The 25,583-nt window shown below is 48.7% G+C and carries 29 protein-coding genes and 1 tRNA gene; 19 read left to right on the top strand and 11 right to left on the bottom strand.

Features of this window, described 5'->3' with window-relative positions; translation table 11 throughout:
- Positions 1 to 27: 27 nt before the first annotated feature.
- Positions 28 to 450 (top strand): hypothetical protein, encoded by a 423-nt coding sequence (locus tag AKN87_RS08240; RefSeq protein WP_053103119.1) that lies wholly within the window; start codon positions 28 to 30, stop codon positions 448 to 450.
- Between the two features lie 55 nt (positions 451 to 505).
- Here AKN87_RS08240 and rph read toward each other — a convergent pair whose 3' ends face one another.
- Positions 506 to 1,228, bottom strand: a complete 723-nt coding sequence (gene rph, locus AKN87_RS08235; RefSeq protein WP_053100678.1) for a ribonuclease PH — start codon at positions 1,226 to 1,228, stop codon at positions 506 to 508.
- Positions 1,229 to 1,387: 159 nt separating this feature from the next.
- On the opposite strand from rph, the gene AKN87_RS08230 reads away from it, so the two are divergent.
- The 3 genes from AKN87_RS08230 to AKN87_RS08220 all read left to right on the top strand — a co-directional run bounded on the left by AKN87_RS08230 (position 1,388) and on the right by AKN87_RS08220 (position 3,257).
- Positions 1,388 to 1,603, top strand: a complete 216-nt coding sequence (locus AKN87_RS08230) for a VF530 family protein (RefSeq protein WP_053100677.1) — start codon at positions 1,388 to 1,390, stop codon at positions 1,601 to 1,603.
- Between the two features lie 93 nt (positions 1,604 to 1,696).
- Positions 1,697 to 2,560, top strand: a complete 864-nt coding sequence (locus AKN87_RS08225) for a YicC/YloC family endoribonuclease (RefSeq protein ID WP_053103118.1) — start codon at positions 1,697 to 1,699, stop codon at positions 2,558 to 2,560.
- Between the two features lie 499 nt (positions 2,561 to 3,059).
- A complete protein-coding gene (locus AKN87_RS08220) occupies positions 3,060 to 3,257 on the top strand; it encodes a heavy-metal-associated domain-containing protein (protein ID WP_053103117.1) in 198 nt (65 codons plus the stop codon).
- 75 nt (positions 3,258 to 3,332) lie between these two features.
- On the opposite strand, the gene pyrE is transcribed toward AKN87_RS08220, so the two are convergent.
- Positions 3,333 to 3,974, bottom strand: coding sequence for an orotate phosphoribosyltransferase (pyrE, locus tag AKN87_RS08215; protein ID WP_053103116.1), 642 nt, complete (start codon positions 3,972 to 3,974; stop codon positions 3,333 to 3,335).
- A gap of 82 nt (positions 3,975 to 4,056) precedes the next feature.
- Between pyrE and AKN87_RS08210 the strand changes: the two genes are divergently transcribed.
- Positions 4,057 to 4,836: an exodeoxyribonuclease III gene (locus AKN87_RS08210; protein WP_053103115.1), complete on the top strand. Its 780-nt coding sequence runs from the start codon at positions 4,057 to 4,059 to the stop codon at positions 4,834 to 4,836.
- Positions 4,837 to 4,955: 119 nt separating this feature from the next.
- Here the strand turns inward: AKN87_RS08210 and moaC are convergent, their stop codons facing one another.
- Together moaC and mobA are read right to left on the bottom strand one after the other, a co-directional pair.
- Positions 4,956 to 5,432, bottom strand: coding sequence for a cyclic pyranopterin monophosphate synthase MoaC (moaC, locus tag AKN87_RS08205; protein WP_053103114.1), 477 nt, complete (start codon positions 5,430 to 5,432; stop codon positions 4,956 to 4,958).
- 45 nt (positions 5,433 to 5,477) lie between these two features.
- Complete coding sequence (mobA, locus tag AKN87_RS08200; RefSeq protein ID WP_053103113.1) at positions 5,478 to 6,053, bottom strand: molybdenum cofactor guanylyltransferase MobA; 576 nt, start codon at positions 6,051 to 6,053, stop codon at positions 5,478 to 5,480.
- Between the two features lie 72 nt (positions 6,054 to 6,125).
- Between mobA and moaB the strand changes: the two genes are divergently transcribed.
- Together moaB and AKN87_RS08190 are read left to right on the top strand one after the other, a co-directional pair.
- Complete coding sequence (moaB, locus tag AKN87_RS08195; RefSeq protein ID WP_053103112.1) at positions 6,126 to 6,665, top strand: molybdenum cofactor biosynthesis protein B; 540 nt, start codon at positions 6,126 to 6,128, stop codon at positions 6,663 to 6,665.
- A gap of 2 nt (positions 6,666 to 6,667) precedes the next feature.
- Positions 6,668 to 7,864: a molybdopterin molybdotransferase MoeA gene (locus AKN87_RS08190; protein ID WP_053103111.1), complete on the top strand. Its 1,197-nt coding sequence runs from the start codon at positions 6,668 to 6,670 to the stop codon at positions 7,862 to 7,864.
- On the opposite strand, the gene AKN87_RS08185 is transcribed toward AKN87_RS08190, so the two are convergent.
- The 6 genes from AKN87_RS08185 to bioB all read right to left on the bottom strand — a co-directional run bounded on the left by AKN87_RS08185 (position 7,861) and on the right by bioB (position 12,930).
- Positions 7,861 to 8,292: an ATP-binding protein gene (locus AKN87_RS08185; RefSeq protein WP_053103110.1), complete on the bottom strand. Its 432-nt coding sequence runs from the start codon at positions 8,290 to 8,292 to the stop codon at positions 7,861 to 7,863. The genes AKN87_RS08190 and AKN87_RS08185 overlap by 4 nt on opposite strands.
- Before the next feature lie 104 nt (positions 8,293 to 8,396).
- Complete coding sequence (gene bioD / locus AKN87_RS08180) at positions 8,397 to 9,074, bottom strand: dethiobiotin synthase (protein ID WP_053103109.1); 678 nt, start codon at positions 9,072 to 9,074, stop codon at positions 8,397 to 8,399.
- Between the two features lie 2 nt (positions 9,075 to 9,076).
- A complete protein-coding gene (gene bioC / locus AKN87_RS08175; RefSeq protein WP_231692598.1) occupies positions 9,077 to 9,898 on the bottom strand; it encodes a malonyl-ACP O-methyltransferase BioC in 822 nt (273 codons plus the stop codon).
- Positions 9,885 to 10,601 (bottom strand): alpha/beta fold hydrolase, encoded by a 717-nt coding sequence (locus AKN87_RS08170; RefSeq protein WP_053103107.1) that lies wholly within the window; start codon positions 10,599 to 10,601, stop codon positions 9,885 to 9,887. The genes bioC and AKN87_RS08170 overlap by 14 nt, the downstream gene beginning before the upstream one ends.
- Complete coding sequence (gene bioF / locus AKN87_RS08165) at positions 10,594 to 11,760, bottom strand: 8-amino-7-oxononanoate synthase (RefSeq protein ID WP_053103106.1); 1,167 nt, start codon at positions 11,758 to 11,760, stop codon at positions 10,594 to 10,596. The genes AKN87_RS08170 and bioF overlap by 8 nt, the downstream gene beginning before the upstream one ends.
- Positions 11,761 to 11,868: 108 nt before the next feature.
- On the bottom strand, positions 11,869 to 12,930 hold the full coding sequence (gene bioB, locus AKN87_RS08160; protein WP_053103105.1) for a biotin synthase BioB: 1,062 nt from the start codon (positions 12,928 to 12,930) through the stop codon (positions 11,869 to 11,871).
- 182 nt (positions 12,931 to 13,112) lie between these two features.
- Between bioB and AKN87_RS08155 the strand changes: the two genes are divergently transcribed.
- From AKN87_RS08155 to AKN87_RS08100, 12 genes are all read left to right on the top strand, one after another.
- Positions 13,113 to 13,862, top strand: coding sequence for a ComF family protein (locus AKN87_RS08155; RefSeq protein WP_053103104.1), 750 nt, complete (start codon positions 13,113 to 13,115; stop codon positions 13,860 to 13,862).
- A gap of 132 nt (positions 13,863 to 13,994) precedes the next feature.
- A complete protein-coding gene (gene tkt, locus AKN87_RS08150; RefSeq protein ID WP_053103103.1) occupies positions 13,995 to 15,992 on the top strand; it encodes a transketolase in 1,998 nt (665 codons plus the stop codon).
- Positions 15,993 to 16,047: 55 nt separating this feature from the next.
- Positions 16,048 to 17,109, top strand: a complete 1,062-nt coding sequence (epd, locus tag AKN87_RS08145) for an erythrose-4-phosphate dehydrogenase (protein WP_053103102.1) — start codon at positions 16,048 to 16,050, stop codon at positions 17,107 to 17,109.
- Between the two features lie 2 nt (positions 17,110 to 17,111).
- Positions 17,112 to 18,275 (top strand): phosphoglycerate kinase, encoded by a 1,164-nt coding sequence (locus tag AKN87_RS08140; protein ID WP_053100646.1) that lies wholly within the window; start codon positions 17,112 to 17,114, stop codon positions 18,273 to 18,275.
- 67 nt (positions 18,276 to 18,342) lie between these two features.
- On the top strand, positions 18,343 to 19,407 hold the full coding sequence (fba, locus tag AKN87_RS08135) for a class II fructose-bisphosphate aldolase (RefSeq protein WP_053100645.1): 1,065 nt from the start codon (positions 18,343 to 18,345) through the stop codon (positions 19,405 to 19,407).
- Between the two features lie 117 nt (positions 19,408 to 19,524).
- Positions 19,525 to 19,989 (top strand): bacterioferritin, encoded by a 465-nt coding sequence (gene bfr, locus AKN87_RS08130; RefSeq protein ID WP_053100644.1) that lies wholly within the window; start codon positions 19,525 to 19,527, stop codon positions 19,987 to 19,989.
- A 120-nt stretch (positions 19,990 to 20,109) separates the two neighbouring features.
- On the top strand, positions 20,110 to 20,559 hold the full coding sequence (azu, locus tag AKN87_RS08125) for an azurin (protein WP_053103101.1): 450 nt from the start codon (positions 20,110 to 20,112) through the stop codon (positions 20,557 to 20,559).
- A gap of 143 nt (positions 20,560 to 20,702) precedes the next feature.
- Positions 20,703 to 21,254, top strand: a complete 552-nt coding sequence (locus tag AKN87_RS08120; RefSeq protein WP_053100642.1) for a cytochrome b — start codon at positions 20,703 to 20,705, stop codon at positions 21,252 to 21,254.
- An 11-nt stretch (positions 21,255 to 21,265) separates the two neighbouring features.
- On the top strand, positions 21,266 to 21,844 hold the full coding sequence (locus AKN87_RS08115; protein WP_053103100.1) for a YceI family protein: 579 nt from the start codon (positions 21,266 to 21,268) through the stop codon (positions 21,842 to 21,844).
- A 42-nt stretch (positions 21,845 to 21,886) separates the two neighbouring features.
- Entirely contained in the window at positions 21,887 to 22,945 is a 1,059-nt protein-coding gene (locus AKN87_RS08110; RefSeq protein WP_053103099.1) for an NAD(P)H-dependent flavin oxidoreductase, read from the top strand.
- Positions 22,946 to 23,036: 91 nt separating this feature from the next.
- Positions 23,037 to 24,215 (top strand): YbfB/YjiJ family MFS transporter, encoded by a 1,179-nt coding sequence (locus tag AKN87_RS08105; RefSeq protein WP_053103098.1) that lies wholly within the window; start codon positions 23,037 to 23,039, stop codon positions 24,213 to 24,215.
- A 101-nt stretch (positions 24,216 to 24,316) separates the two neighbouring features.
- On the top strand, positions 24,317 to 25,312 hold the full coding sequence (locus AKN87_RS08100; RefSeq protein ID WP_053103097.1) for a cytochrome-c peroxidase: 996 nt from the start codon (positions 24,317 to 24,319) through the stop codon (positions 25,310 to 25,312).
- Positions 25,313 to 25,473: 161 nt separating this feature from the next.
- On the opposite strand, the gene AKN87_RS08095 is transcribed toward AKN87_RS08100, so the two are convergent.
- Positions 25,474 to 25,548 (bottom strand) — tRNA-Gln (locus tag AKN87_RS08095).
- Positions 25,549 to 25,583 lie beyond the last annotated feature (35 nt).

Below are 25,583 nucleotides of genomic sequence, written 5' to 3'. Positions count from 1 at the left end.
CACAAGGCTAACAAGTGGGGTAAACACATGAGCGAGCAGCAACGAGTACTAATGGCGCAAGCTAACTGTGGAAACTATTTTCCTGAATGGATTAAACAGCCGCCCGCGCAATGGGTGATGGATCTGCCGTGGCAGGAGATTTGTGTAGATTATTATTCCACGCTGGTCATCATTGCTGAGCTTGATTTGTTTTATCAGTGCTTTTCCTCAACACCGAGCACTACAGGTTTACCTAACGAGTTACACAGTGCCTTGGTGATTTATCAAGGTGTTGTCGCTGAGCAAGAAGCAGTAGCTAGCGCAGGTTGTGTAGCGTTAATTGAAGCGTTTGCCGAGCAGAATAAGCCGCGGGTGTATTTATCGACAAAGTCTTTGGCTGAGCAACATGCGTTAGCCCTTGGCTGCAGTCATTTACTGCAAGGCGCTGAGATTAAACGGCTGACTTGTTAAAGCCATTTAGCCTCTGCTTGGCAGAGACTAAATGATGCAGTACTACTTATTTGCTTTAGTTAGCTAGTGCCTGCTGTTGTGCAGCAAATAACTCCTGCATACCTTTATTGGCTAAGGCCAACATAGCGCTGAGTTGTTCGGCGCTAAACGGTGCGCCTTCGGCGGTGCCTTGTACTTCGATAAAGCCGCCTTGATCGGTCATGACTACGTTTAAGTCGGTTTCGGCGCTCGAGTCTTCCGGATAATCTAAATCCAGTACCGGCTCACCTTCATATACACCCACAGAAACAGCAGCAATCATTTGTTTAAGAGGGCTGCCTTTTTTCAGTGCGCCACGCTCCTCCATCACGTTTAGCGCATCCACTAAGGCCACCATTGCACCGGTGATCGATGCGGTGCGGGTACCGCCATCGGCTTGAATCACATCGCAGTCAACGTACAGGGTGTTTTCACCCAGCTTGCTCATATCTAATGCTGCACGTAGTGAGCGGCCAATTAAGCGTTGAATTTCTAAGGTACGGCCGCCTTGCTTGCCCCGAGAGGCTTCACGGGCCATGCGATTGCCCGTAGAGCGCGGTAACATGCCGTATTCAGCGGTTAACCAACCCTGACCTTGGCCCTTAAGAAAACGCGGTACTCCGCCTTCCACACTCACCGTACAAATGACTTTGGTATTACCAAACTCAACCAATACTGAGCCTTCAGCATGGCAGGTATATTGACGGGTAATGCGCACTTCACGCAGTTGATCATTAGCACGACCACTTGGACGAATCATCTACAAACACCTAATTAGTCTAAAAATTCGCCCCTAGTATAAAGGCTTGGGGGATAAAGGGCTGAGTCACGGCGGATTTTTTTAAAATTGTCTCTAAGGCAAAGATTAAGCAATAATGCTGGGCATTAATAATGATTTGATCTTAGGTGCAGTGCCTTCATGACTACTTCAAGCCGCGATCCCTTACATGGCGTTACGCTCGAGCAATTATTAACTCAGCTCGTTGAGCACTACGGCTGGCCTGCGTTAGCCGAGCAGGTAGCGATTAATTGCTTTAAACAAGACCCATCGATTAAATCATCGCTCAAGTTTTTGCGTAAAACACCTTGGGCGCGCAGTAAAGTAGAAGCGCTTTATATTCAGTTACAGAGTTAGTTTGCCGCGGATTTTGCTGATTGCATCAGTGGCGCCAGCCCTTTAGGCTATCTGGCAATTATTGATTATTTTATTAAATGGAGACACCACTGTATGGTGCACAGTATGACTGCTTTTGCTCGGGTCGAGCAGGCCGAATCCTTCGGTACATTGAGCTGGGAAATTCGCTCAGTGAATCACCGTTATTTAGAGCCGCATTTGCGTTTGCCAGAAAACTTACGCGAGTTAGAAGGCGGGGTGCGTGAAGCACTGCGCAAGGGTATTTCACGGGGCAAATTAGAATGCACGCTGAAGTTTACCGAAGCCAATAGCGAGCAAAATATCAGCATTGATTATCAGCGAGCCGAGCAGCTGATTCAGGCAGCTGAGCATTTAGCAGAGCTAATGAAAAAGCCAGCTAAGTTAAATCCATTAGAGATTTTAGCTTGGCAGGGCGTGATGGCTGCCGACAAAATTGATACGCAACAACTCACTCAAGCTGCACTGGCGTTGTTTAAGCAGGCGTTGCAGCAGCTAAAAGAACGCCGTGAGCGCGAAGGTAGCGAGTTAGCCAAGTTGATCAGTGAGCGCTTAGATGCAATGCAGGCTGATATTGATACGCTGCGCGAACTGGTACCAGAGATGCTAGACAATCAGCGCGCCAAAATTCTCGCCCGCTTTACTGAGATGAGTGTCGAGTTAGATCCTCAGCGCCTTGAGCAAGAAATGGTGTTACTCGCCCAGCGCTCAGATGTAGCAGAAGAGTTGGATCGTTTAAACACCCATATCATTGAAGTGCGCCGGGTATTAACAGAGGGTGGTGCGATTGGTCGGCGGTTAGATTTTTTAATGCAAGAGCTCAACCGCGAAGCCAATACCTTAGGCTCGAAAGCCTTTGATCCCCGCTCTACCCAAGCAGCGGTGAACTTAAAAGTATTAATCGAGCAAATGCGCGAACAGGTGCAAAATATCGAATAATGTCCATGCCAGTCTATTCCCGTCCTACAAGCCAATAAAATCAAGGCTTAAGAGAAAATCCTAATCTATACAAGTCTACGCTTACCCACCAATATCTACGATTAAGTGGTGGGTACTTTTGGGATGTGTAATGGGCAGTCTTACAAGCAAGTTAGTAAATGAAAAAATTAAGGGGGAGCCGGGACACTTTTCTGATGGTGGTGGGCTTTATCTTGTAGTGCCCAAAGTAGGTCGTGCGCATTGAACGCCGCTTTTATATCTAATAAAAACGCAGAAAAATGACGATTGACCGGGTTGGTAACTTATCTGGCTGTTCGTATTTAATGGTGTAGCTGCAGCGTGGCAAAGTATACACGGCTGAAGCTTAGCAGTAATGGGCGACCCAGTTTGTCGCACTAGGTATAGGCTAGCCTTGTATCGGTTTAACTAAACTTGTCGGTGGCAGTGTTGCCAGAGCGTTATGATAGGCCGTTGTTTTACCACCCAGAGGAGAGCAGTAATGACTACATTTAACGTCAACGATATGACCTGCGGGCATTGTCAGAAAGTGATTAGCCAAGCCTTTGCCACACAGTTACCGCAAGCAGTGGTAACTATTGATTTGGCGAAGCATCAAGTGACGGTTGAGGGCGTCACCGCCGAGCAAGCGCAGGCGGTAATTAAAGAAGAGGGCTACACGCCAGAACTGGCGGTTTAGCCCAGGCTTAGCAAAAGCCGCTGAAGGCAGCGGCTTTTGTTTGCGTGTAGCAAGTAACCAGCAGACAGCGAGGGTTTAGATCCCGTATTCTGCACGGTAGGCTTCTACTGCAGGTAAATGCTGTTTTAGCTCTTCGTTTTCCGCTAAGTACTGCAGCACTTGATCCAATGAGACAATACTGACCACTGGCATCTTAAAGTCGCGCTCTACTTCTTGAATCGCTGATAGCTCGCCTTTACCACGCTCTTGGCGATTTAGGGCAATTAACACGCCTGCAGCGCTTGCACCTTGTTGCTGGATAATTTCCATCACTTCACGAATCGCTGTGCCCGCGGTAATCACATCATCGACGATAACCACATTACCTTGTAGGGCAGAACCGACTAAGGTGCCGCCTTCGCCATGGGTTTTGGCTTCTTTGCGGTTAAAACACCAAGGCATATTAATCTGGTGATGATCCGCTAACGCCACTGCGGTAGACGAGGCGAGTGGAATTCCTTTGTAAGCTGGGCCAAACAGCACATCGCAATTAATTTTACTGTCGAGCAGAGCTTGGGCGTAGAATTGCCCGAGCTTAGCGAGGGCTAACCCATCGTTAAATAATCCCGCATTAAAAAAATACGGGCTGGTACGTCCTGATTTGAGGGTAAAGTTGCCAAAGCGTAAAACACCTTGGTCAATGGCGAATTTAATAAATTCGCGTTGGTAGTCTTGCATAATTCACCTTTTTTGCATCGGGTTTTAGCCAATTTTACTAAGCTTGGGTATCATACACGCAGTTTTTTTCTAGGGGTTACTCATGCGCGTTATTAGTGTCAATGTGAATGGTATTCACACTGCAATTGAACAAGGATTATTTGACTGGCTGAAAGGTCAAAATGCCGATGTTATTTGCTTGCAACACATTGGTATTAGCGCCTACGAGATGGAAGACCCTAGCTTACAGCTTGAGGGCTATTATTGTTATAGCGTTGATGCCATGTTGCCAGAGCAGGGCGGGGTTGCCATTTACTCGCGGCTGCAGCCCAAAGCGGTAATTATGGGCTTAGGTTTTGAAGAGTCCGATCATTATGGGCGCTTTTTACAGGCGGATTTTGACAAAATCAGTATTGCGAGCCTGTTGTTACCTTCTGGCCACGGTGGCGATGAGCAGCTAAATCAGAAGTTTCGCTTTATGGACCAGTTTTCTCGCTACCTAGATAAGCAACGCCGTAAGCGTCGTGATTACATTTATTGCGGTTCGTTATTTGTCGCGCACCAAAAGCTGGATGTTAAACATTGGCGTGATTGCCAGCAGATCCCCGGCTTTTTACCTGCCGAGCGAGCTTGGTTAGATGCCGTTATTGGTGAGATGGGCTATGTCGATGCCTTGCGCGATGTGAGCCGTGAGGGTGAGCAATACAGTTGGTGGGCCGATAGTGAACAAGCCGAGCTACTTAATCTAGGCTGGCGCTTTGATTATCAGCTTTTAACTCCAGGTTTACGCCGCACCGCACGTAATGCCCGTTTGTTCCGCAATCCGCGCTTTTCACAGCATGCGCCCTTGGTAGTGGATTATGACTGGACGTTAAGTGTGTAATGCGCTCAATACTTACCATCAAAAATGCCCGATTAAAATCGGGCATTTTTATTACCAGTTAACAACTTTACTTTGCTATTGAGCTAAATAGATACGCAGTAAAATTTACACATAAATGTTTAAGAAAAATTATTAATTTGATAGTGCCCAGACTTACCGCCAATCTTTTCAATTAATTGTATAGGCCCGATAACCATGGCTTTATCAACCGCTTTACACATATCGTATAACGTCAGTGCCGCTACGCTGGCAGCGGTAAGGGCCTCCATTTCTACCCCGGTTTGTCCAGCCAGTTTACAAGTAGCAGTGATATGCACTTGGTTTGGCTCGACTGCGGTTAAATACACTTTAATACTGGTGAGTAACAAGGGATGGCAAAGCGGGATTAGCTCGTGGGTTTTCTTGGCTGCTTGAATTCCGGCAATCCGCGCCACGGCAAATACATCGCCTTTAGGGTGACCGCCAGCTTGGATCATGTTTAAGGTTTCTGCGGTCATGCTAACCCAGGCTTCGGCGGTGGCTTCACGTTGTGTGGTGGCTTTATCGGTAACATCCACCATGTTGGCATGGCCTTGGGCATCTAAATGAGTCAGCATAAAAAATCTCGTGGGCTAATAAATAAAGTAGTCAATCAGCAGGCATCAAGCCTCTAATAATTCCGGACAATTAAAGTTAACTAAGCGTGGGTCCTGTGCAGGGCAATGCAGCACTTTGGCATTGAGTGTAAGCCACATTTTAATAGGGCTGCTTAGGCCTTGTTGCCAGAGCTGTAACACTCTGGATTTAGCAGTGGCAGGGATTGCTGAAAAGAGTGGTTCAAACTGTTCGCCTTGCTGAATAAATACCGCTTGGGTTAGCCCAGTTTGGTATAAGGGGGCAAGCAGATCAATGGTGATAGCTGGGGAATCACAGGGCACTATTAACAACAGCGGATGTTTAGCGATCTGTAGGGCTTGGCTGATACCTGCCATAGGACCAGAAAAATCTAACGTAGCGTCGCTTATGATTTGATCTGCCAGCGCCGAGTAACGCGACTGATTACGATTGCAGGAGATAATCAAATCATCGGTTAACGGGCGTACTACTTGCTGGATATGCTCAATCATCGGCTTACCACGCCAGTTAACCCAGCCTTTATCTTGCCCGCCCATACGTGAGCCTTTCCCTCCGGCTAAGATTACGATTGAACATTGTGGAAACAGAGGCTTAATTGACATAAGACGCCCAATACAAAAAAATCAGTGGTATATGATTAGGCAAACCCACGGTTGACTCAAGTAGGAAAAGTTATGAGCCATTTAGCTAAGCCAGAATTTGTCGCACTCAATATTGCGGTATTAACCGTGAGTGATACCCGCACACTGGAAACGGATACCTCAGGGCAGGTGTTGGTAGATCGCTTAACTGAGGCCGGGCATCAGTTAGTGGCGCGGGAAATACTGCAAGATAATTTGTACCAAATACGTGCCTTGGTGGCGAATTGGATTGCTGGCCCACAGGTGCAAGTGGTGCTAATTACTGGTGGCACGGGTTTTACCGAGCGTGATAGTACACCTGAGGCGGTTCGTTGTTTGTTTGATAAACAAGTCGAGGGCTTTGGCGAGTTATTTCGGCAGATTTCCTACACTGAAATTGGTACGTCTACGGTGCAGTCGCGGGCATTAGCCGGTATGGCAAACGGTACGCTGATTTGTTGTATGCCTGGCTCCACTAATGCTTGCCGTACTGCATGGGATAAAATTTTGCACCAGCAATTGGATGCACGGCATAAGCCCTGTAATTTTGTGCCGCACCTTAATCGAGCGCCAGCTTGCGAAGGGCGTAATTAATCATGGGCTTATTAGCTGTTGATTCTGCTTTAGAGCAGCTGATTGCTTGGGCCGATCAAGCGCCACGCTTGGCTACTGAGTGGCTGGCGGCAACAGAAGCCCTAGGCCGTGTATTAGCTGAGCCGGTGCTGGCGCCGATGTGTTTACCGCCTTGGCCTAATAGTTCGATGGATGGCTATGCGGTGCGCTCAGCTGAGGTGCAAGCCGGTACGCGTTTACCCATAAGCCAAGTGATTTATGCCGGGCGGATGCCAGAGCCACTTGCTGCGGGAAGCTGTGCCCGAATCTTTACTGGTGCGCCCTTGCCTGAAGGGGCGGATGCAGTAGAGATGCAAGAAAATGTGCAAGCTGATGGGCAGCAGGCCGAGTTTACCAAGGCTGTGCCGCTCCAGCAGTTTGTGCGCCCGCAAGGGCAAGAGTGTCAAACAGGACAAGTGATGTTAGCTGCGGGTGAGCGTTTAACTGCCTTAGCGCTTGGGCAAATTGCTAGCTTAGGGGCGGAGCAAGTGTGCGTGTATCGGCCATTGCAGGTAGCACTGTTATCCACCGGCGATGAATTAGCCGAGCCGGGACAGGCACTGCAACCAGGGCAGATTTACAATAGTAATCGCTATCTATTAAAGCCTTGGCTTGAGCGTTTAGGTTGCTTGGTCCAGGATCTGGGGGTGATCCCCGATGATTTAGTGCGCACGCGGCAACAACTCGAGCAACTTACCAACGTCGATTTAATCTTAACCACAGGCGGCGTATCGGTTGGTGATGCCGACTTTTTAGGCAAGGTGCTGCGTGAAGAAGGCGAGTTGGTCATGTGGAAGCTGGCGCTGAAGCCAGGTAAACCTTTTACCTTTGGCCATTATCGAAAGGTGCCTGTAATTGGGCTGCCAGGTAATCCAACCTCTAGTGCAGTCACCTTTGCGCTGCTAACCCGTCCTTATATTTTGCGTCGCTTAGGCGTGCAGCAGGTCATGCCGCAGGCGTTTTATGTACCAGTAAATTTTTCGATTAAGCAGGCAGGTAATCGCCGTGAATTTTTGCGCGCGCGTTTAGTGAATGGTAAAGCTGAGTTATTTAGCAATCAGTGCTCGGGAGTGCTCAGTAGTATGGTCTGGGCTGAGGGTTTGGTGGTATTACCTGAGCACAGTGTCTGTGAGGTCAATGATCTATTGGCCTTTTATCCGCTCAGTGAGCTATTGGCTTAATAGTCGAGCACACAGCGTGCAGGTGCACGCTGTAATTCGGCTGGGGTCGGGCGGTATTTAACGCATTCTGGCTCGCCATTGGGTTGTAATTGGCGACGTTTGTAGCGGCCATCAATGGTGGCAATGGGCACAGAGCTAATCGGAATCTGAATCTGCGCGATCACTAAACTGTCTTGTAACAGCGGCTCAATCTTAACTACCAAGTGCGGCAAGGTGTACTGGCAAACCAGGCGTTCTAATTGCTGCAAATCGCGATGCTGTGGATGCAAACCACTGATCAGACCATTATCTTCCACGCCCAAATAAATGGCTCCACCCGAACCATTAGCCATGCAGATCACCGCCTCAATCAAAGTATTGAGCGGCAGCAACCAGCGGTCACTTTTAAACTCGCAGGTGAGGGATTCGTGATAGGGAATAATACGCATAGCAAACTCATAGCCAATTAACCGCAATGCAAAATATAGAGCAAATGCGCTGATTAGTCAGTGTAAGTTTGACTATCAGCCTAATCCTCTTAGTAAGCAGCTAATTAAATTGGCGGCAATTGCAAATAGGGAGCAACGGCCGCGGCTGAATAAGGCTGGGTAAAGGGCACTATCCCTAAGCAGGGAGCTGGCATGAGTTGTTTAAGGGTCTCAAGGTTTTGCGTTAAGCGTGAGGTGTGAGGATCAATCACATTGGCCACCCAGCCGGCCAAGGGTAAACTATCGGCCTCGATTGCTTCGGCCGTGAGTAAAGCGTGGCTGATGCAGCCTAAGCGTACACCGACTACTAAGATCACTGGAATCTGTAGTGCTTTCGCTAAATCTGACAACAGTTCTTGCTCAGATAAGGGCACACGCCAGCCGCCTGCACCCTCAACCAGGGTAAAGTCAGCAGAGTGGGCTAATACCTGTTGAATTGGTGGTACTAAAGCGGCTACCGACAACTTTACCCCCGCTTCGACTGCTGCAATATGCGGTGCAATCGCAGGGGCAAAGGCAAAGGGATTAATTGCTGAGTAGGGTAGTTGCAGGCTGGATTCAGCTTGTAAAGCAAGGGCATCACTGTTGCGTAATCCTTCTGCTGTGAGCTCGCAGCCCGAGGCGACCGGTTTAATGGCTAAGGTCGATTTGCCTTGTTGTCGCGCGGCAGCCAGTAGACCTGCAGCGATACTGGTTTTACCGACATCAGTATCGGTGCCGGCAATAAAATAAGCCTGTTGCATGGTTAACCTTCTTTTTCTAAAACGCCGTACACCACTTGCCAAGTAGCAGGTAAGCCTTGGGCTTGACGAAAAGTTTCGTAGGCGTGAATGAGTGTGTGTAGCTGTTTTCGGCCAGTTAGTCCGTTATTGCGTCCGGCATTCAGATTATTAGCCCCAAGGTGCTTAAGCTCGTGGGTCAGTTCCGATAATTTAGCGTAATACTGCACCGTGGGCAGGCACTGCAAACTTTGAATTTTAAAACCACTGTGATTACAAAGTGCTTGGTACTGACTAAAACAACGAAAGTTATTCACATGTACTGCATCATCTACCGCCCGCCAGCTGTGTTTAAGCTCGTGTAGAGTCCCTTCAGCCAAACTGCTAAAGGCGAATAATCCACCCGGTTGCAGTACACGCTTGGCTTCACTGAGCACCTGGGCAAAATCATCGCACCACTGTAGTGCCAAACTACTAAAAATCAGCTGTTGGCTTGCATTGGCCAAAGGCAATTGTTCGGCATCACCCGCAATGTAAAAGTCAGCACTCTGTTGCTGCTTAGCAAAGTGCAGCATGCCTTGGGCCAGATCGACCGCTTGCAGTTGTTGTGGTTGATATTGCTGGCGCAGGAGGCGGGTAAAGTAGCCGGTACCGCAGCCAAGGTCGGTGATTTGGTGAGCAGTTGGGAGTGGATTTGGTAGCAGTTTTAACAGGTATTCACCGACTTGGCGTTGCAAGGTAGCCACGCTGTCGTAGGTGGCCGCCGCATTGGAAAAAGACTCTGCGACTAAGCGCTTATCGGGCCGAGTAGCAGGTTGGCTCAGAGGTAAAGGCTTACTCAGCATCATCTGCCTCCCGTATAAAATGTGCCATGCGTGTGGCTAAGGCTGCTGGCTGCTCCATCACTAAGGCATGGCTGCCATTAAAAGTAGCGATGTGCGCCTGATGAGCGAGTTGTTGCAGAGCGCTACTGCAAGCCAAGGGCACTAGGGCATCCTGTTGGGCCAAGATGTGTAGCTGTGGTACGGCTAATTGCGCCAATAATTGACGGTTATCAAGTTGCTGCAACAGGCCTAAGCCATGGCTGGCTTGCTCGGGGGTTTGCTTAAATGGCAGTAACTGTTTAGCCAGTTGGCGTGGGTTATCAGCGCCTTGGCTGCACAGTAAGCTAAAGCGCTTGAGGGTGCTGGTAAGTTGCGCTGCGCAGCCTTGCTGAAAGGCAGCAAAATCTTCTTGCGCCATCGCCCATGGCCAGTCTGGGCGTTGAGTAAAGCACGCATTACTGGCGATGGTGATTACTCCCGCTATCGGCAGCTGTTGGGTGAGCTGTAACGCCAGCATGCCGCCGAGTGACCATCCAATCAGCCAAGGTGTACTGGGAAGTTGCTCCTGCAACTCGGTCAGTGCGTGAGCGAGATTAGGCTGAGTGAACCGCGGCAACGGTAAAATCTGTAGCTGTGCTTTGGGGAGCCGTTGCTGTAGTGCTTCGGCTAGTGGCTGTAAGCAGTCTGCGCTAATACCCCAGCCTGGCAATAAAACCAGATTAAGCATGCATCACCTCGTGCCAGGCTTTAATTAGCGCATCAGTCACGCGTTGCACCTGTTCTGTGGTGTGGGCAGCGGTCAAGGTAATGCGTAAGCGGGCGCTGCCGGCCGGAACCGTAGGCGGTCGAATTGCTCCAACAATAATTCCTTGTTCGCGTAGTTTTGCCGAGAGTTGCATCGCTTGCGCGCTATCGCCTACCACTACCGGCTGAATTGGCGTGTGGCTGTTCATCAACGGGATATTTGCTGCAATTAAAGTTGCACGAAATTGCGCAATGAGTTGGTTTAAATGCTCGCGCCGCCAGCCTTCGGTTTGAATTAATTCCAAGCTTTTGAGGCTGGCGCAAGCCACCGCCGGTGGCTGACTGGTGGTGTAAATATAGGGCCTAGCAAACTGAATCAGGGTTTCAATTAGTTCTTCGCTGCCGGCAATAAAAGCACCTGAACTACCAAAGGCCTTACCTAGCGTGCCGACTAGCACTGGCACTTGTGTTTGGGTTAAGCCCATTTGCTCTACGCAGCCACCGCCGCTAGCACCGAGTGGGCCAAAGCCGTGGGCATCATCGACCATCACCCAAGCATTATGTTGCTGGGCGAGTTGGCAGATTTCAGGCAGCGGCGCCAGATCACCATCCATACTGAATACGCCATCGGTCACAATCAGTCGATTGCCTGTGGCTTTGCTTAAGCGTTGTTCGAGGCTGGCTAAATCATTATGTAAATAGCGAGTAAAACGAGCGCCCGACAACATACCAGCATCTAACAATGAGGCATGATTGAGGCGATCATGTAATACCGTATCCCCTTGTCCGACTAAGGCGGTGACTGCTGCTAAGTTAGCCATGTAGCCGGTAGACATTAACAGTGCCCGTTCACGGCCAGTAAATTTCGCCAGTGCTAGCTCTAATTGATGGTGGGGTTCACTGTGGCCAATGACTAAATGGGAGGCGCCACCGCCTACGCCCCAGCGCGCCGCACCTTGTTGCATGGCGGCAATCACTTCAGGATGATTGGCCAGCCCCAAGTAATCATTGGAACAAAAGGCTAAGCAGGCTTGGCCATCGACAATGACTTCAGGCGCTTGTGGGCTTTGCAGTAAAGGACGGCTGCGATACAGGTGCTCAGCGCGACGGACAGCGAGGCGCGCGGATAAATTAAAACTCATGGGTGGTTACCGAAACAAGGTGACAACCTGCGGTATGCGAAAAATAAGGCAGGCGGTAGAGCGTACTGGCTACGCTCTACCTTAAAACACTACAGCTAAGGGTTGCTGCTAGTGGGTTTGGGCTGCGTCATAGAAGAACTGTGAGTCTCGCTGCTCGATTAAGGCTTGCTCAATAGCTGCTTGATGGACTTCATCGTCATGCTCTTCACGGGCTTCTGGTTGAATACCTAAGCGCTTAAATAACAGCATGTCTTTATCGGCTTGGGGGTTACCGGTGGTGAGCAGTTTCTCACCATAGAAAATCGAGTTAGCACCGGCAAAAAATGCTAGGGCTTGAGTTTGCTCGTTCATTTGCTCACGGCCAGCTGAAAGACGTACGTGAGATTTTGGCATCATGATTCGGGCGACCGCCAACATACGAATAAAATCAAAAGGATCCACTTCTTTTTCATCCGCTAGAGGTGTGCCTTCTACCTTAACTAACATATTAATCGGCACACTTTCAGGGTGCTCAGGTAAGTTAGCTAGCTGCAACAGTAAGCCAATGCGATCATTGAGGGTTTCACCTAGTCCTAAAATACCGCCAGAACAGATTTTCATTCCCGCATCGCGTACATAACTGAGGGTCTCTAAACGATCAGAGTAAGTGCGGGTGGTAATAATATTGCCGTAAAACTCGGGCGAGGTATCAAGGTTATGGTTGTAATAATCCAACCCTGCTTGGGCCAGCTCGGCAGTTTGCTCTTTGGTTAACTTACCCAGGGTCATACAGGTTTCAAGGCCCATGGCTTTTACGCCTTTGACCATTTCTAGAACATAGGGCATGTCTTTAGCCGATGGATGTTTCCATGCCGCGCCCATGCAAAAGCGGGTTGAGCCTAACTCTTTGGCACGCTTCGCCTCTTCTAGTACCTTCTGTACTTCCATCAGCTTTTCTTTATCGAGACCGGTGTTGTAATGACCTGATTGTGGGCAGTACTTGCAGTCTTCAGGGCAGGCCCCAGTCTTAATCGAAAGCAGGGTAGAAACTTGCACTCGATTGGGATCAAAATGCTGGCGATGCACGCTCTGGGCTTTAAACAGTAAATCATTGAACGGTAGTTCAAATAAGGCTTTAACTTGATCATGTTGCCAGTCGTGGCGAGTCACGGAAGAGTGTACGGCGCTCATGGGCTTTCCTTCTTATTAAGTGGCCCTAGAAAAAGTGGGCGAATGGCTAAATACTCAACTAGAAGCTGAAAGTTGTCAACTATAGGTAATGCTAAAGGTTTACTAGTTGGGTGGTTGGCGGTTGTTAATCCCTGATCTAAGCCGCTAGGAATGGCGGTTACTGGTGATAAAAGGACTTAAACATGCAGTTTAATTCGTGGTTAACCAAGGTTTTGGCTTACTGTGCCGCTCGGCAAACCTGTAGCTTGTGTTTAGCTAGTAGCCACAATAGGTATGCCCTGTGCGAACCCTGTGAAGAAGAGCTGCCATGGAATACCGTAGCGTGCACTGTGTGTGGCTTGCCCTATGTGGCACTTGATGCGGCCTGTCCAGATTGTGTCACCGAAGGTTTTGTATTTCAGCAGGTGGTGGCGCCGCTAGTATTTGATTTTCCAATAGATACCGCTATTGCACGTTTTAAACACCAGCGGGCATGGCCATTGGGGCAATTATTAACCCAGTTATTAGCGAGGGAGTTAGCCTATCGTTATGATTTGGGGTTAACGCCACCGGATCTGTTGCTGGCCATGCCACTGTCTAGAGCACGGTTACGCAAACGAGGATTTAATCAGGCACAGTTAATGGCTCAGTGGTTAGCCGCTAGTTTACAGTTGCCGTTGTATGCGGCGCGTTTTATTCAGCGCACGGATAAAACAGCTCAGCAACAGTTATCTGCAGCGCAACGTAAAATGAATGTGGCGGGTAGCTTTAGTATTATGTCAGCCCGAGCGCCTAGTATTCAGCAGCGGCATATTGCGGTTTTGGATGATGTCATGACAACGGGCGCCAGTGTGCAAAAACTGGCCCGCCTATTATTGGCGGCAGGCGCTACCAGAGTAGATGTTTATTGCTTAGCGCGGACGCCTAAGGCAAGGCCGCTAACTAGCGATTGAGCGACTTTAAATTAAGGTAGCGGCTGGGATAACTGGCGAGAAAACCCGCAGAACGTATTTAGCCATTGCCCAGAAGGGCTGGGTGGGCGAAAATAGGCGCTTTACCGTATTTAGATTCCAGGAGATTCACCGATGCCTAGCCGTCGCGAGCGAGCCAATGCCATTCGTGCACTGAGTATGGATGCCGTGCAAAAAGCCAACAGCGGCCATCCGGGTGCCCCAATGGGCATGGCGGACATTGCCGAGGTGTTATGGCATGGCCAGTTAAAACATAATCCGAACAACCCACACTGGGTCGATCGTGATCGTTTTGTCCTGTCCAATGGACATGGCTCTATGCTGATTTACTCTTTATTGCATCTCACCGGGTACGACGTGACCCTGGATGATTTGAAAAACTTCCGCCAGCTTAACAGCCGCACCCCAGGTCACCCTGAATTGGGTTACACCCCAGGCGTTGAAACCACTACGGGACCGCTGGGGCAAGGAATTGCCAATGCCGTAGGTTTTGCGCTGGCAGAAAAAATTATGGCGGCGCAGTTTAACCGTGACGGCCATGACATCGTTGATCACCAAACCTACGTGTTTTTAGGTGATGGCTGCATGATGGAAGGTATTTCCCATGAAGTGTGTTCACTGGCAGGTACTTTAGGTTTAAACAAACTGACCGCTTTCTATGACGATAACGGCATCTCGATTGATGGCCAGGTGACTGGTTGGTTTAGTGATGATACGCCGCGTCGCTTTGAATCCTACGGCTGGCATGTGATCCGCAATGTGGATGGTCACAACGCCGATGAGCTCGAAGTGGCCTTAGAAGCCGCGCGCGAAAGCGATAAACCGACCTTAATTTGCTGTAAAACCACCATTGGTTTCGGCTCGCCAAATAAAGCGGGCTCAGAAAGCAGCCATGGTGCACCCCTTGGTTTAGAAGAAATTGAGCTGACCAAAAAAGAATTGGGCTGGGAATATGGCCCGTTTGAAGTACCCACTCGCCTTTACGAAGAGTGGGACGCCAAAGCCAAAGGTCAAGCCGCAGAAGATGAGTGGAATCAGCGTTTCGCAGCTTATGCGGTGGAATACCCTGAGTTAGCCGCTGAATTTAAGCGCCGCATGGCTGGTGATCTGCCAGCTGATTTTGCTGATAAAGCCGCCGCTTACATTGCCGAAGTGGTAGCCAAAGGTGAAAGCATTGCTAGCCGTAAAGCCAGCCAAAATAGTTTAAATGCCTATGGCCCGTTATTACCTGAGTTGCTTGGCGGCTCAGCCGACTTAGCGGGTTCTAACCTAACGTTATGGTCTGGCTGTAAAGGGGTTACTGCGGACGATGCTACGGGCAACTACGTGTTCTATGGCGTGCGTGAGTTTGGTATGAGCGCCATTATGAACGGTATTGCCCTACATGGTGGCTTAATTCCTTACGGTGCGACCTTCTTAATGTTTATGGAGTACGCGCGCAATGCGGTGCGTATGTCAGCATTAATGAAGCAGCGGGTGTTGTACGTATTCACCCACGACTCTATCGGTCTAGGTGAGGATGGTCCAACTCACCAGCCAATTGAGCAGTTAGCTAGCTTACGTACGACGCCTAACTTAGACACTTGGCGTCCAGCTGATGCAGTTGAGTCTGCGGTGGCGTGGAAATATGCATTAGAGCGTCAGCATGGCCCAAGTGCACTGATTTTTAGTCGCCAGAACTTAGATCATCAAGCACGTAGCGAGCAGCAAATTGCTGCGATTGAGCAAGGTGGTTATATTCTGCGGGATTGCCAAGGTGAGCCTGAGCTTATTTTAATTGCCACTGGTTCTGAGGTGGGCTTAGCAGTCCAGGCTTATCAAGCTCTGACTGAGCAAGGGCGCAAGGTGCGAGTGGTATCCATGCCGTGCACCAGCGTGTTTGATGCGCAAAGTGCTGAGTACAAGCAGTCGGTATTACCGATTGAAGTGGGCGCACGAATTGCCATTGAAGCCGCTCATGCAGACTACTGGTACAAATATGTGGGCCTTGATGGCCGCGTAATTGGTATGCACTCTTACGGTGAGTCCGCACCGGCAGGGCAGTTATTTGAGGTGTTTGGTTTCACCTTAGATAATGTGCTAAGCACGGCTGCTGAATTGCTGGAAGACTAAATCCGTTTTGTAGACCTAGCCCAGCGCTAGGTCTACTGCTTTAAGTAGAGATCAAATGCACAACAATCTATTCAAAGTTGCCATCAATGGGTACGGTCGAATTGGTCGCTGCACCTTACGTGCGCTCTATGAACAGGCGCAGGGTCGGGCGATTGAGATTGTTGCGATCAATGATCTCGCAGACCAAGCCAGTATTGAGTATCTGACTCGCTTTGATTCAACCCACGGCCGTTTTCCTGGCGAAGTGCGAGTTGAAGGTGATTGCTTGCATATCAATGGGGTCTGCACCCAGGTATTGCGTCAAGCGCAGCCGGAAGCGATTGACTGGGCTGGATTAGGCATTGATTTATTGCTGGAGTGTTCTGGCCAATACACTACCCGCGAGCAAGGCCAGCGTTTTATTACGGCTGGCGCGCCTAAGGTATTGTTTTCACAACCGATGCAAAGCGCCGCCGATGTGGATGCCACCATTGTGTATGGGGTTAATCACCAGCAGTTAACTGGGGCGGAAACCCTGATTTCTAATGCTTCTTGCACCACCAATTGCAGCGTACCTGTATTGCAATTGCTGGAGCAGCAGCTAGGTATCGAGCAGGCAATTATTACCACGATTCATTCGGCGATGAATGATCAGCCGGTTATCGATGCCTATCACCATGAAGATTTACGCCGCACTCGCTCAGCGTTTCAGTCGATTATTCCAGTATCCACCGGATTAGCCCGTGGCATTGAGCGATTGCTCCCAAGTTTAACCGGTCGCGTGCAATGCAAAGCATTGCGTGTGCCCACGGTCAACGTTTCTTGCCTAGATATTACTTTGCAGGTGAAACAGGCCACAAGCGTGCAGCAGCTTAATCAGTTGCTGTTTGCTGCTTCCCAACAAGGCCCGCTGCAAGGGCTGCTGGGTTATACCGAATTACCCCACGCCAGTTGTGATTTTAATCATGACCCCCATTCAGCCATTATTGATGCCAGCCAAACTCAGGTGTCTGGCGGACATTTGGTGAACTTGCTGGTGTGGTTTGATAATGAATGGGGCTTTGCCAACCGTATGCTCGATGTTGCCGAGTATTTATTAGCACTTTCACCCTCTACTTCCAGCCCATACAAGGACTGACTATGACTGTTTTAAAAATGACTGACGTTGATCTAAAAGGTCAGCGAGTATTGATTCGTGAAGACTTAAACGTGCCAGTAAAAGACGGCAAAGTACAAAGTGATGCACGGATTTTAGCTTCATTGCCGACCATTCGTTTAGCCCTTGAGCAGGGTGCTGCGGTTCTGGTCTGCTCACACTTAGGTCGTCCTGAAGAAGGACAGTTTAGTCAAGAAAATAGCTTAGCCCCGGTGGCTGAGTACTTATCCACGGCGTTAGGTCGTGAAGTCCCCTTAGTGCGTGACTATTTAGAGGGTGTGGAAGTTAAGCCCGGCGAAATTGTTTTGCTAGAAAACGTGCGTTTTAACCTCGGTGAAAAGAAAAATACTGATGAGTTGGCTCAGCAATATGCCGCCCTGTGTGATGTTTTTGTGATGGATGCATTTGGCACGGCGCATCGTGCTCAAGGTTCAACCCACGGAGTGGCAAAGTTCGCGAAAGTGGCCTGTGCCGGTCCTTTGTTAGCTGCTGAACTTGAGGCATTAGGTAAGGCTTTAGATCAACCGGCGCAGCCGATGGCAGCGATTGTAGCTGGCTCAAAAGTATCTACTAAGTTAGATGTGCTCAATAGTTTGGCGGAAATCTGTGATCAATTGATTGTGGGTGGTGGTATTGCCAACACTTTCTTAGCGGCTGCGGGTTATCCGGTAGGCAAGTCGTTATATGAAGCTGAGCTAGTAGAAACTGCCAAAGCGATTGCTGCGAAGGTCAGCGTGCCCTTGCCGGTAGACGTAGTGGTAGCGAAAGCTTTTGCTGCAGATGCAGAGGCTACGGTTAAAGCGGTAGCTGATGTGGCAGCTGACGATATGATCTTAGATATTGGTCCAGAAACTGCAGCCAGCTTTGCTGAGCTGCTCAAAAGCTCCGGTACCATTTTATGGAACGGCCCGGTTGGCGTATTTGAGTTTGATCAGTTTGGTAACGGTACTAAGGTGCTAGCAGAAGCCATTGCCCAGAGTTCAGCATTCTCAATTGCTGGTGGCGGTGACACCTTAGCCGCGATTGATAAGTATAATGTCGCACAAAATATTTCGTATATTTCAACCGGTGGTGGCGCGTTCTTAGAATTTGTTGAAGGCAAAGTCTTACCGGCAGTAGAAATTTTAGAACAACGCGCTAAGGCGTAAAACAGATTAACTGCGTCAGTTATACTGACGCAGGATTTAAGAATTAACGACCCAATGGGAGAACATTATGGCTCTTATCAGCATGCGTCAATTGCTGGATCATGCTGCCGAATTTAGTTACGGCCTACCAGCATTCAACGTTAACAACTTAGAGCAGATGCGCGCCATCATGGAAGCGGCTGATAAAACAAACTCACCCGTGATTGTGCAGGCCTCAGCTGGGGCGCGTAAGTATGCGGGTGCTCCGTTTTTACGTCACTTAATTTTGGCTGCCATTGAAGAGTTTCCGCATATTCCGGTATGTATGCACCAAGACCACGGTACCAGTCCTGATGTGTGCCAGCGTTCCATTCAGCTGGGCTTCTCTTCAGTGATGATGGATGGCTCTTTAGGTGAAGACGGTAAAACCCCGACCACCTACGAGTACAACGTTGAAGTTACTCGCCGCACAGTAGAAATGGCGCATGCCTGTGGTGTTTCAGTGGAAGGTGAGCTGGGTTGCTTAGGCAGTTTAGAAACCGGTATGGCCGGTGAAGAAGATGGCATCGGCGCAGAAGGTGTGCTGGATCTTGAGCAAATGCTAACTGACCCTGAAGAAGCCGCTGACTTTGTGCGTAAAACCCAGGTTGATGCCTTGGCTATTGCCATTGGTACGAGCCATGGGGCGTACAAGTTTACTAAACCACCTACCGGCGACACTTTAGCCATCGAGCGGATTAAAGAAATCCATAAGCGTATTCCAGATACTCACTTAGTGATGCACGGTTCGAGCTCAGTGCCACAAGAGTGGTTAGCGATTATCAACGAATACGGTGGCGATATTAAAGAAACCTACGGTGTACCGGTTGAAGAAATCGTTGAAGGAATCAAGCACGGTGTGCGTAAAGTCAATATTGATACGGACTTACGTTTAGCCTCGACCGGGGCGATGCGTCGTTACATGGCGCACAACCCTAGCGAGTTTGACCCACGTAAGTTCTTTGGCGAAACCGTAACGGCCATGCGCGATATCTGTATTGCTCGCTACGAAGCCTTTGGTGCAGCAGGACAGGCGGATAAAATTAAGCCGATCTCTTTAGAAAAAATGTACCAGCGCTACGCCAGTGGTGAGCTTTACGCTAAAACCAAGTAATGCTGCAAACAGCCCGCCATGATGCGGGCTGTTTACTTTTAGCAAGCGGTCAATCAAGCTGAACCGATAGTCAATGCTTGAGTCTAGACAGTGATACAACATGAGAGGGTAGCTATTATGCAAGGACATCCAGAAGTAGTGGCGTGTCTCGTCGAATTATTGCGTGGCGAGCTAGCGGCACGTGATCAGTATTTTATTCATTCACGTTATTACGAAGATTTTGGTTTATCTAAGCTGTATGAGCGGATTAACCATGAAATGGAAGAAGAAACCCAGCACGCAGATGCTATTTTGCGCCGTATTTTATTTTTAGAGGGCACGCCTGATATGCGTCCCCATGCCTTTACTCCTGGGGCTGATGTCCCAGAAATGCTGCGTAAAGATTTGGCATTGGAATATGAAGTGCAAAAAAACCTAACAGCGGCTATGCAACTGTGTGAGCAGCATGGTGATTTTGTGTCACGGGATATGTTGTTAGCACAATTGCGCGATACTGAAGAAGACCACACCTATTGGCTAGAAAAGCAGTTAGGTTTGATTGAAAAAATCGGATTACAGAATTACTTGCAAGCTCAGATCTAAAATGTTTCAAAAGGGTACGGATAAATTTACTGGTTCTAGAGTCTGTTACAATAACGATATGCATTCTTAATTGATGCGCTATCTTTTATATAAAGTACTATACGAGGCAAGGAGATTATTATGATCCGTAAACTAGCTGTGGCAACTGTATTCACTGCTCTAGCTGTGCCTGCATTTGCCGATGACTGTGCAGTAACAATTGAAGCCACTGACGCTATGACTTGGGATACTTCTCATATTGATGTTAAAAAAAGCTGTGAGAAGTTTACTGTTAACCTCAAGCACGTAGGTAAATTACCTGCCTCAACCATGGGCCATAACTGGGTATTATCAAAAACTGCTGATTATCAAGCCGTTGCCCAAGAAGGTATGGCACAGGGTGCTGAGAAAAACTACGTAAATGATGCTGATGAGCGGGTTCTGGCTCACACTGAAGTTGTAGGTGGCGGTGAAGAAACCAGCGTAACCTTTGATGTGAGTAAGTTAGCAGCAGATGAAGAGTACTCTTATTTCTGCTCGTTCCCAGGCCACTTTGCCATGATGAATGGCACCTTAAAACTGGTCGACTAATCGTTTAAAGCGTTAGTCAAAGTGGTTTGTTTGAGCACTGCTAAGCAACCATTGCTCTTAATAAAAAAATCCGAGTCTACGCTCGGATTTTTTATGGCTGTTGATTAACGCTTGAACCCTAATAAAGCACTGAAGGATTAAATATGGCGCATACAAAACAGGCGGCGGGTTACGATAGGTTAACCATTACCTTACATTGGCTGGTCGCGCTGATGGTAATTGGGCTCTTTGCCTTGGGGCTGTGGATGACAGGACTGAGCTATTACGACAGCTGGTATCGCACGGCACCTGATCTTCATAAAAGCTTTGGCAGTTTACTGTTATTACTGATGCTACTGCGGCTGATTTGGCGAGTTCGTCAACCGCGAACCGCCCCGATAGCAACCCACCAACGTTGGGAGTTGATCCTTGCCAAAGCAGTGCAGGGGCTTTTATATCTAGGGCTATTTACGGTGTTAATTTCTGGCTATTTAATTTCGACTGCTGATGGGCGCCCGATTAGTTTTTTTGGGCTCTTTGATTGGCCGGTATTAATCAGCGGTTTGCCTAATCAGGCAGATATTGCCGGAACTGTACATTTATACGCAGCTTGGAGTGTGATTGTATTAGCAGCATTGCACGCACTGGCGGCGATTAAACATCATCTGATTGATCGCGATGCAACGCTTAGCCGCATGCTAGGCAAATCTAACTAAGAGGAACGACCATGCTTAAAAAGCTTTTTGCCACCACTTTGCTTGCGTCTAGTTTGCTGGTTGCACAGCAAGCCAGCGCAGCCGATTATCAAATTGATAAAGAAGGTCAACATGCCTTTATTAATTTTAAAATCAGCCATCTAGGTTATAGCTGGCTTTACGGTACTTTTAAAGATTTTGATGGCAGTTTTAGTTACGATCCGGCACAGCCAGAAGCCAGTCAAGTACAGGTTAAAATCAAAACGGCCAGTATCGACTCTAATCATGCCGAGCGTGATAAGCACTTACGGGCCGCTGATTTTTTAAACACCAGCAAACACCCTGAAGCAAGCTTTGTGTCAACACAAGTGCTGGAAACCGGTGAAGGTACGGCGGATATTGTGGGTGATTTAACTCTCAATGGAGTAACGCAGCCAGTGACGATTAAGGCGCAGTTTATTGGCGCTGGTGATGACCCTTGGGGTGGCTATCGTGCTGGTTTTGAAGGAACTACCGAGTTAAAGCTGGCTGATTTTGGCATCAAGGCGCAATTGGGCCCAGCCGCTGAAACAGTTTATCTGACTTTGTCTGTTGAAGGTGTGCGTCAGTAACAGAGTCATCAACCTTGAGTCAGTGCAAGAGGAGTCACTACTATGGGATTTAAAGCTCAGGGCTTAGCCGCTTTAGGGGCTGAACTGCCCATTATTCAAGCACCTATGGTAGGGACTTCTACCCCACAACTTGCCGCAGCAGTGTGTAATGCCGGTGGTTTGGGCTCTTTGGGCCTAGGCGGTAGTACGGTTGCGCAGGCACGTCAATTAATTCAGGCAACCCGCGAACTAACCACTAAGCCAGTTAACTATAACTTTTTTTGTCATCAGCCAGAGCAACCTGCGGCTGCGCGTGAGCAGCGTTGGTTACAGCGGTTAGCGCCTTACTTTGCTGAGTTTGCTGCACCTGTACCGACTCATATAAGTGCGGGCTATCAAAGTTTTTTTGGTCATCAAGCGATGCTTGAAATGCTGCTAGATGAGCGCCCTGAAGTGGTGAGCTTTCATTTTGGCTTGCCTAGTCAGGCTTTTATTGATGCGCTTAAGCAGCAGGGCACCCAGCTGTTGGCCACAGCAACCTGTGTTGCAGAAGCGCAGCTAATTGAGCGAGCCGGCATTGATTTTATTGTCGCACAAGGCTTTGAAGCCGGTGGGCATCGCGGGGTATTTGAGCCGACCAAGGATCAGCGCTTAGGCACCTTTGCTTTAGTGCAGCGATTAGCCGAGGTGACGCAGTTACCCTTAATTGCAGCCGGTGGCGTGATGAATGCGCAAGGTATCCGAGCCGCTTTGCAGCTGGGTGCAGTAGCGGTACAAATGGGTACCGCCTTTGTTTTATGTCCCGAGTCATCGGCCAGCGCAGCCTATCGTGCCGCGTTAACCAATGCCGCCGAAGTGCCAACTGAGGTCAGTGCGCTAATTTCTGGGCGGCCAGCGCGTGGTTTGGTTAATCGCTGGCATACTGAACTCGCTTTACAGGATGCAACTGATCTGCCTGATTATCCCATTGCCTATAGCGCGGCTAAAGCATTGCAGGCCGCTGCCAGTGCTGCTAGTAACTATGAGTTTTCAGCCTTTTGGGCAGGGCAAGCGGCCAGCTTAGCTCAAGCCTTGCCTGCAGCTGAGTTACTGCAGCAGATTAGACGAGACCTTGGGTGCTAGTTTAAAAAGATAGTTCTACGACTAATCGCTATACCATGCAGGAATAAACCGTAGCAGACTGTGCGCTCGATCTATTTTTCTAAGGAACGCTATGTTCTCCGCTAAATTAACCTTGGGCCGCACATTGCTTGCTGGTGCTTTACTGTTGCTGGTGGTGCACACCTTAGGGCGCTTTATTTATACCCCAATGTTGCCGCGTTTAGTGGATGATGGGCTGCTGACTTTGCAGCAGGGGGCTAATATCGCCACTTGGAATTATGTCGGTTATTTACTGGGCGCCTTAATTGCGATGCGCTGGTATAGCCTAGATAAAATTAAGCTGTTTCTGCCGTGGGCAGTGGGCTTTAGTGTGTTATCTACGTTCGCGCAAACCCAAGCCGAAACAGTGGGTTGGTTAACGCTACTGCGCTTAATTAATGGCATCACCAATGGCATTGTGTTTGTGCAGGTGCCTTCACTGATCCTTGAATGGCTAAACAGCCGCGGCAAGGCGGCGTTAAGCGGCTTAGTGTATTTAGGGGTAGGTGCTGGGCTGATTATTTCGAGCCTTGCAGTAAGCTTGCCAGCACCTTGGTTGCAGGGCGCTGAGCGCTGGTGGCCAGCGGCGTTATTGGCGCTGCCGATGGCGGTTTGGGGCTGGCGGCAGCTGAGCTTAATTGAGGTGCAGGAGATTCCTGTTGCCAGTGCGCCAAAAAATAAGCAAGGTAAGGTGGTGCTGTTTGACCGCGCTAGTATTCCGCTATTTTTATCGTATGCCGGTGCTGGATTAGGTTATATCTTGCCCATGACCTTTTTACCGATGCTGGCGCGCTTATTGTTAGAGCAGAATCACTTACTGATTGATGGCAGCTGGTTATTGGTGGCCTTGTCTACCTTGCCTGCAGCGTGGTTGTGGAACCGTTTAGGAGCAAGTCTTGGCGATGAGCCTGCCTTGCGCTTAAACTACGCTGTGCAGCTGCTAGGGGTGTTAGCGGTGATTTTATTGCCAGGTCCAGTTGGCATTGTGCTTTGTGCGCTACTGGTGGGTAATACATTCTTAGGCACAGTACTCTTAACCCAACGCTTAGCCCGCAGCTTACACCCCCATCAAGGGCCCAAACTATCTGCAGCGTTAGTCGCCCTGTATGGCTTTACTCAGTTGACTGGTCCTTGGTTAACTCGGTTATGGTTGGATGCAGGGGGGACTTTGCAAAGTGCGTTCTGGTTTGGTGCAGCGGCGTTGGCGTGGGGTTTGCTGTGGTCGTTATTAGTGCCTAGACCATGCGCATAGATTTAACCTTATAAAAATAAGGGTCAATTGATATTGAGCAATGCATCGTTAGTTTTGTTCTCGACAATGGATGTGTATTAATTGTTGAGGAAAGGTTAACTATGTTTCGTCTTACATTGCTAGCGATCAGTATTGCTTTTAGTGCTAGTTCCCTAGCATCAGCGCGTAATAATGAGCCAATTCAACCTATTGAGCCGGTAGTTATAGAAAATCCAGATAAAGTAGCTTTAGGTAAGCAGTTGTTTTTTGATCCGCGCTTATCTAAGTCAGGGTTTATCTCCTGTAATTCTTGTCACAATCTTAGTATGGGCGGTAGTGATAATTTACCTTCTTCAATTGGTCATAATTGGCAGCAAGGGCCAATTAACTCCCCCACAGTTTTAAACTCAAGTATGAATGTGGCTCAGTTTTGGGATGGGCGTGCTAAAACTTTGAAAGAGCAAGCTGGCGGACCAATCGCTAACCCTATTGAGATGGGGTTTACACATGAATTAGCCGTTGAGGTATTGCAATCGATTCCACAGTATGTGGCTAACTTTGAAAAGGTGTATCAAGATAAAAAAGTTACAATTGACTATGTGACAGATGCAATTGCTGCTTTTGAAGAGACCTTGGTTACGCCTAATTCACGTTTTGATCTGTGGTTGAAAGGAGACGATCAGGCCATTACAGCGCAAGAGAAAAGTGGCTATGAATTATTCAAAAGTGTTGGTTGTATTGCTTGCCATAGTGGACCTGCTGTAGGGGGGACATCTTTTCAGAAGATGGGCTTAGTAGAGGAATATCAGACTAAGAACCCTGCTGAGGGGGTTGCAGGGCTAACTGGAAATGATTTAGATCGATTCAAGTTTAAAGTACCGACACTGCGTAATGTGGAGTTAACGTATCCTTACTTTCATGATGGGGCTTATTGGACATTAGAGGAAGCAGTGGATGTAATGGCGCGTTTGCAGTTGGGACGTAAACTTGAAGAGCCAGAAATTGCAGATATTACAGCTTTTTTGAAAACCTTAACTGGTGAGCAGCCGCAGTTACAATTACCTATTTTACCACCCTCAAATGCCGATACTCCACGTCCACAGCCCTTTAAGCCGTAGATAAGGTTTATCTTTACCAAGTTAATGGATAGGTAGCCTTTCTAGCATGAAAAGTTAGAGAGGTTACTTTTTTTGACTGGTTGTTCGATCGAGGAGGTTTTATTCAGGTCAAATTTAAGGCAAAAAAAAGCCAGCTAAAATGCTGGCTAAAAATTTAATAATGGCAGGGGCGGCTGGATTCGAACCAACGCATGGCAGGATCAAAACCTGCTGCCTTACCGCTTGGCGACGCCCCTGTGTAAAACTAAAAACCCGCGAAACTAAATGCGGG

Source organism: Thiopseudomonas alkaliphila (assembly GCF_001267175.1).
GTDB lineage: Bacteria > Pseudomonadota > Gammaproteobacteria > Pseudomonadales > Pseudomonadaceae > Oblitimonas > Oblitimonas alkaliphila.
Note: the sequence above shows the minus strand (reverse complement) of the source record. Positions and strands in the feature narration are given on the sequence as shown.

Excerpts from the sequence above, each read along its gene's own strand:
- AKN87_RS08240 (WP_053103119.1), top strand. The coding sequence starts at position 28 with ATGAGCGAGCAGCAACGAGTACTAATGGCGCAAGCTAACTGTGGAAAC.
- rph (WP_053100678.1), bottom strand. The coding sequence starts at position 1,228 with ATGATTCGTCCAAGTGGTCGTGCTAATGATCAACTGCGTGAAGTGCGC.
- AKN87_RS08230 (WP_053100677.1), top strand. The coding sequence starts at position 1,388 with ATGACTACTTCAAGCCGCGATCCCTTACATGGCGTTACGCTCGAGCAA.
- AKN87_RS08225 (WP_053103118.1), top strand. The coding sequence starts at position 1,697 with ATGGTGCACAGTATGACTGCTTTTGCTCGGGTCGAGCAGGCCGAATCC.
- AKN87_RS08220 (WP_053103117.1), top strand. The coding sequence starts at position 3,060 with ATGACTACATTTAACGTCAACGATATGACCTGCGGGCATTGTCAGAAA.
- pyrE (WP_053103116.1), bottom strand. The coding sequence starts at position 3,974 with ATGCAAGACTACCAACGCGAATTTATTAAATTCGCCATTGACCAAGGT.
- AKN87_RS08210 (WP_053103115.1), top strand. The coding sequence starts at position 4,057 with ATGCGCGTTATTAGTGTCAATGTGAATGGTATTCACACTGCAATTGAA.
- moaC (WP_053103114.1), bottom strand. The coding sequence starts at position 5,432 with ATGCTGACTCATTTAGATGCCCAAGGCCATGCCAACATGGTGGATGTT.
- mobA (WP_053103113.1), bottom strand. The coding sequence starts at position 6,053 with ATGTCAATTAAGCCTCTGTTTCCACAATGTTCAATCGTAATCTTAGCC.
- moaB (WP_053103112.1), top strand. The coding sequence starts at position 6,126 with ATGAGCCATTTAGCTAAGCCAGAATTTGTCGCACTCAATATTGCGGTA.
- AKN87_RS08190 (WP_053103111.1), top strand. The coding sequence starts at position 6,668 with ATGGGCTTATTAGCTGTTGATTCTGCTTTAGAGCAGCTGATTGCTTGG.
- AKN87_RS08185 (WP_053103110.1), bottom strand. The coding sequence starts at position 8,292 with ATGCGTATTATTCCCTATCACGAATCCCTCACCTGCGAGTTTAAAAGT.
- bioD (WP_053103109.1), bottom strand. The coding sequence starts at position 9,074 with ATGCAACAGGCTTATTTTATTGCCGGCACCGATACTGATGTCGGTAAA.
- bioC (WP_231692598.1), bottom strand. The coding sequence starts at position 9,898 with ATGATGCTGAGTAAGCCTTTACCTCTGAGCCAACCTGCTACTCGGCCC.
- AKN87_RS08170 (WP_053103107.1), bottom strand. The coding sequence starts at position 10,601 with ATGCTTAATCTGGTTTTATTGCCAGGCTGGGGTATTAGCGCAGACTGC.
- bioF (WP_053103106.1), bottom strand. The coding sequence starts at position 11,760 with ATGAGTTTTAATTTATCCGCGCGCCTCGCTGTCCGTCGCGCTGAGCAC.
- bioB (WP_053103105.1), bottom strand. The coding sequence starts at position 12,930 with ATGAGCGCCGTACACTCTTCCGTGACTCGCCACGACTGGCAACATGAT.
- AKN87_RS08155 (WP_053103104.1), top strand. The coding sequence starts at position 13,113 with ATGCAGTTTAATTCGTGGTTAACCAAGGTTTTGGCTTACTGTGCCGCT.
- tkt (WP_053103103.1), top strand. The coding sequence starts at position 13,995 with ATGCCTAGCCGTCGCGAGCGAGCCAATGCCATTCGTGCACTGAGTATG.
- epd (WP_053103102.1), top strand. The coding sequence starts at position 16,048 with ATGCACAACAATCTATTCAAAGTTGCCATCAATGGGTACGGTCGAATT.
- AKN87_RS08140 (WP_053100646.1), top strand. The coding sequence starts at position 17,112 with ATGACTGTTTTAAAAATGACTGACGTTGATCTAAAAGGTCAGCGAGTA.
- fba (WP_053100645.1), top strand. The coding sequence starts at position 18,343 with ATGGCTCTTATCAGCATGCGTCAATTGCTGGATCATGCTGCCGAATTT.
- bfr (WP_053100644.1), top strand. The coding sequence starts at position 19,525 with ATGCAAGGACATCCAGAAGTAGTGGCGTGTCTCGTCGAATTATTGCGT.
- azu (WP_053103101.1), top strand. The coding sequence starts at position 20,110 with ATGATCCGTAAACTAGCTGTGGCAACTGTATTCACTGCTCTAGCTGTG.
- AKN87_RS08120 (WP_053100642.1), top strand. The coding sequence starts at position 20,703 with ATGGCGCATACAAAACAGGCGGCGGGTTACGATAGGTTAACCATTACC.
- AKN87_RS08115 (WP_053103100.1), top strand. The coding sequence starts at position 21,266 with ATGCTTAAAAAGCTTTTTGCCACCACTTTGCTTGCGTCTAGTTTGCTG.
- AKN87_RS08110 (WP_053103099.1), top strand. The coding sequence starts at position 21,887 with ATGGGATTTAAAGCTCAGGGCTTAGCCGCTTTAGGGGCTGAACTGCCC.
- AKN87_RS08105 (WP_053103098.1), top strand. The coding sequence starts at position 23,037 with ATGTTCTCCGCTAAATTAACCTTGGGCCGCACATTGCTTGCTGGTGCT.
- AKN87_RS08100 (WP_053103097.1), top strand. The coding sequence starts at position 24,317 with ATGTTTCGTCTTACATTGCTAGCGATCAGTATTGCTTTTAGTGCTAGT.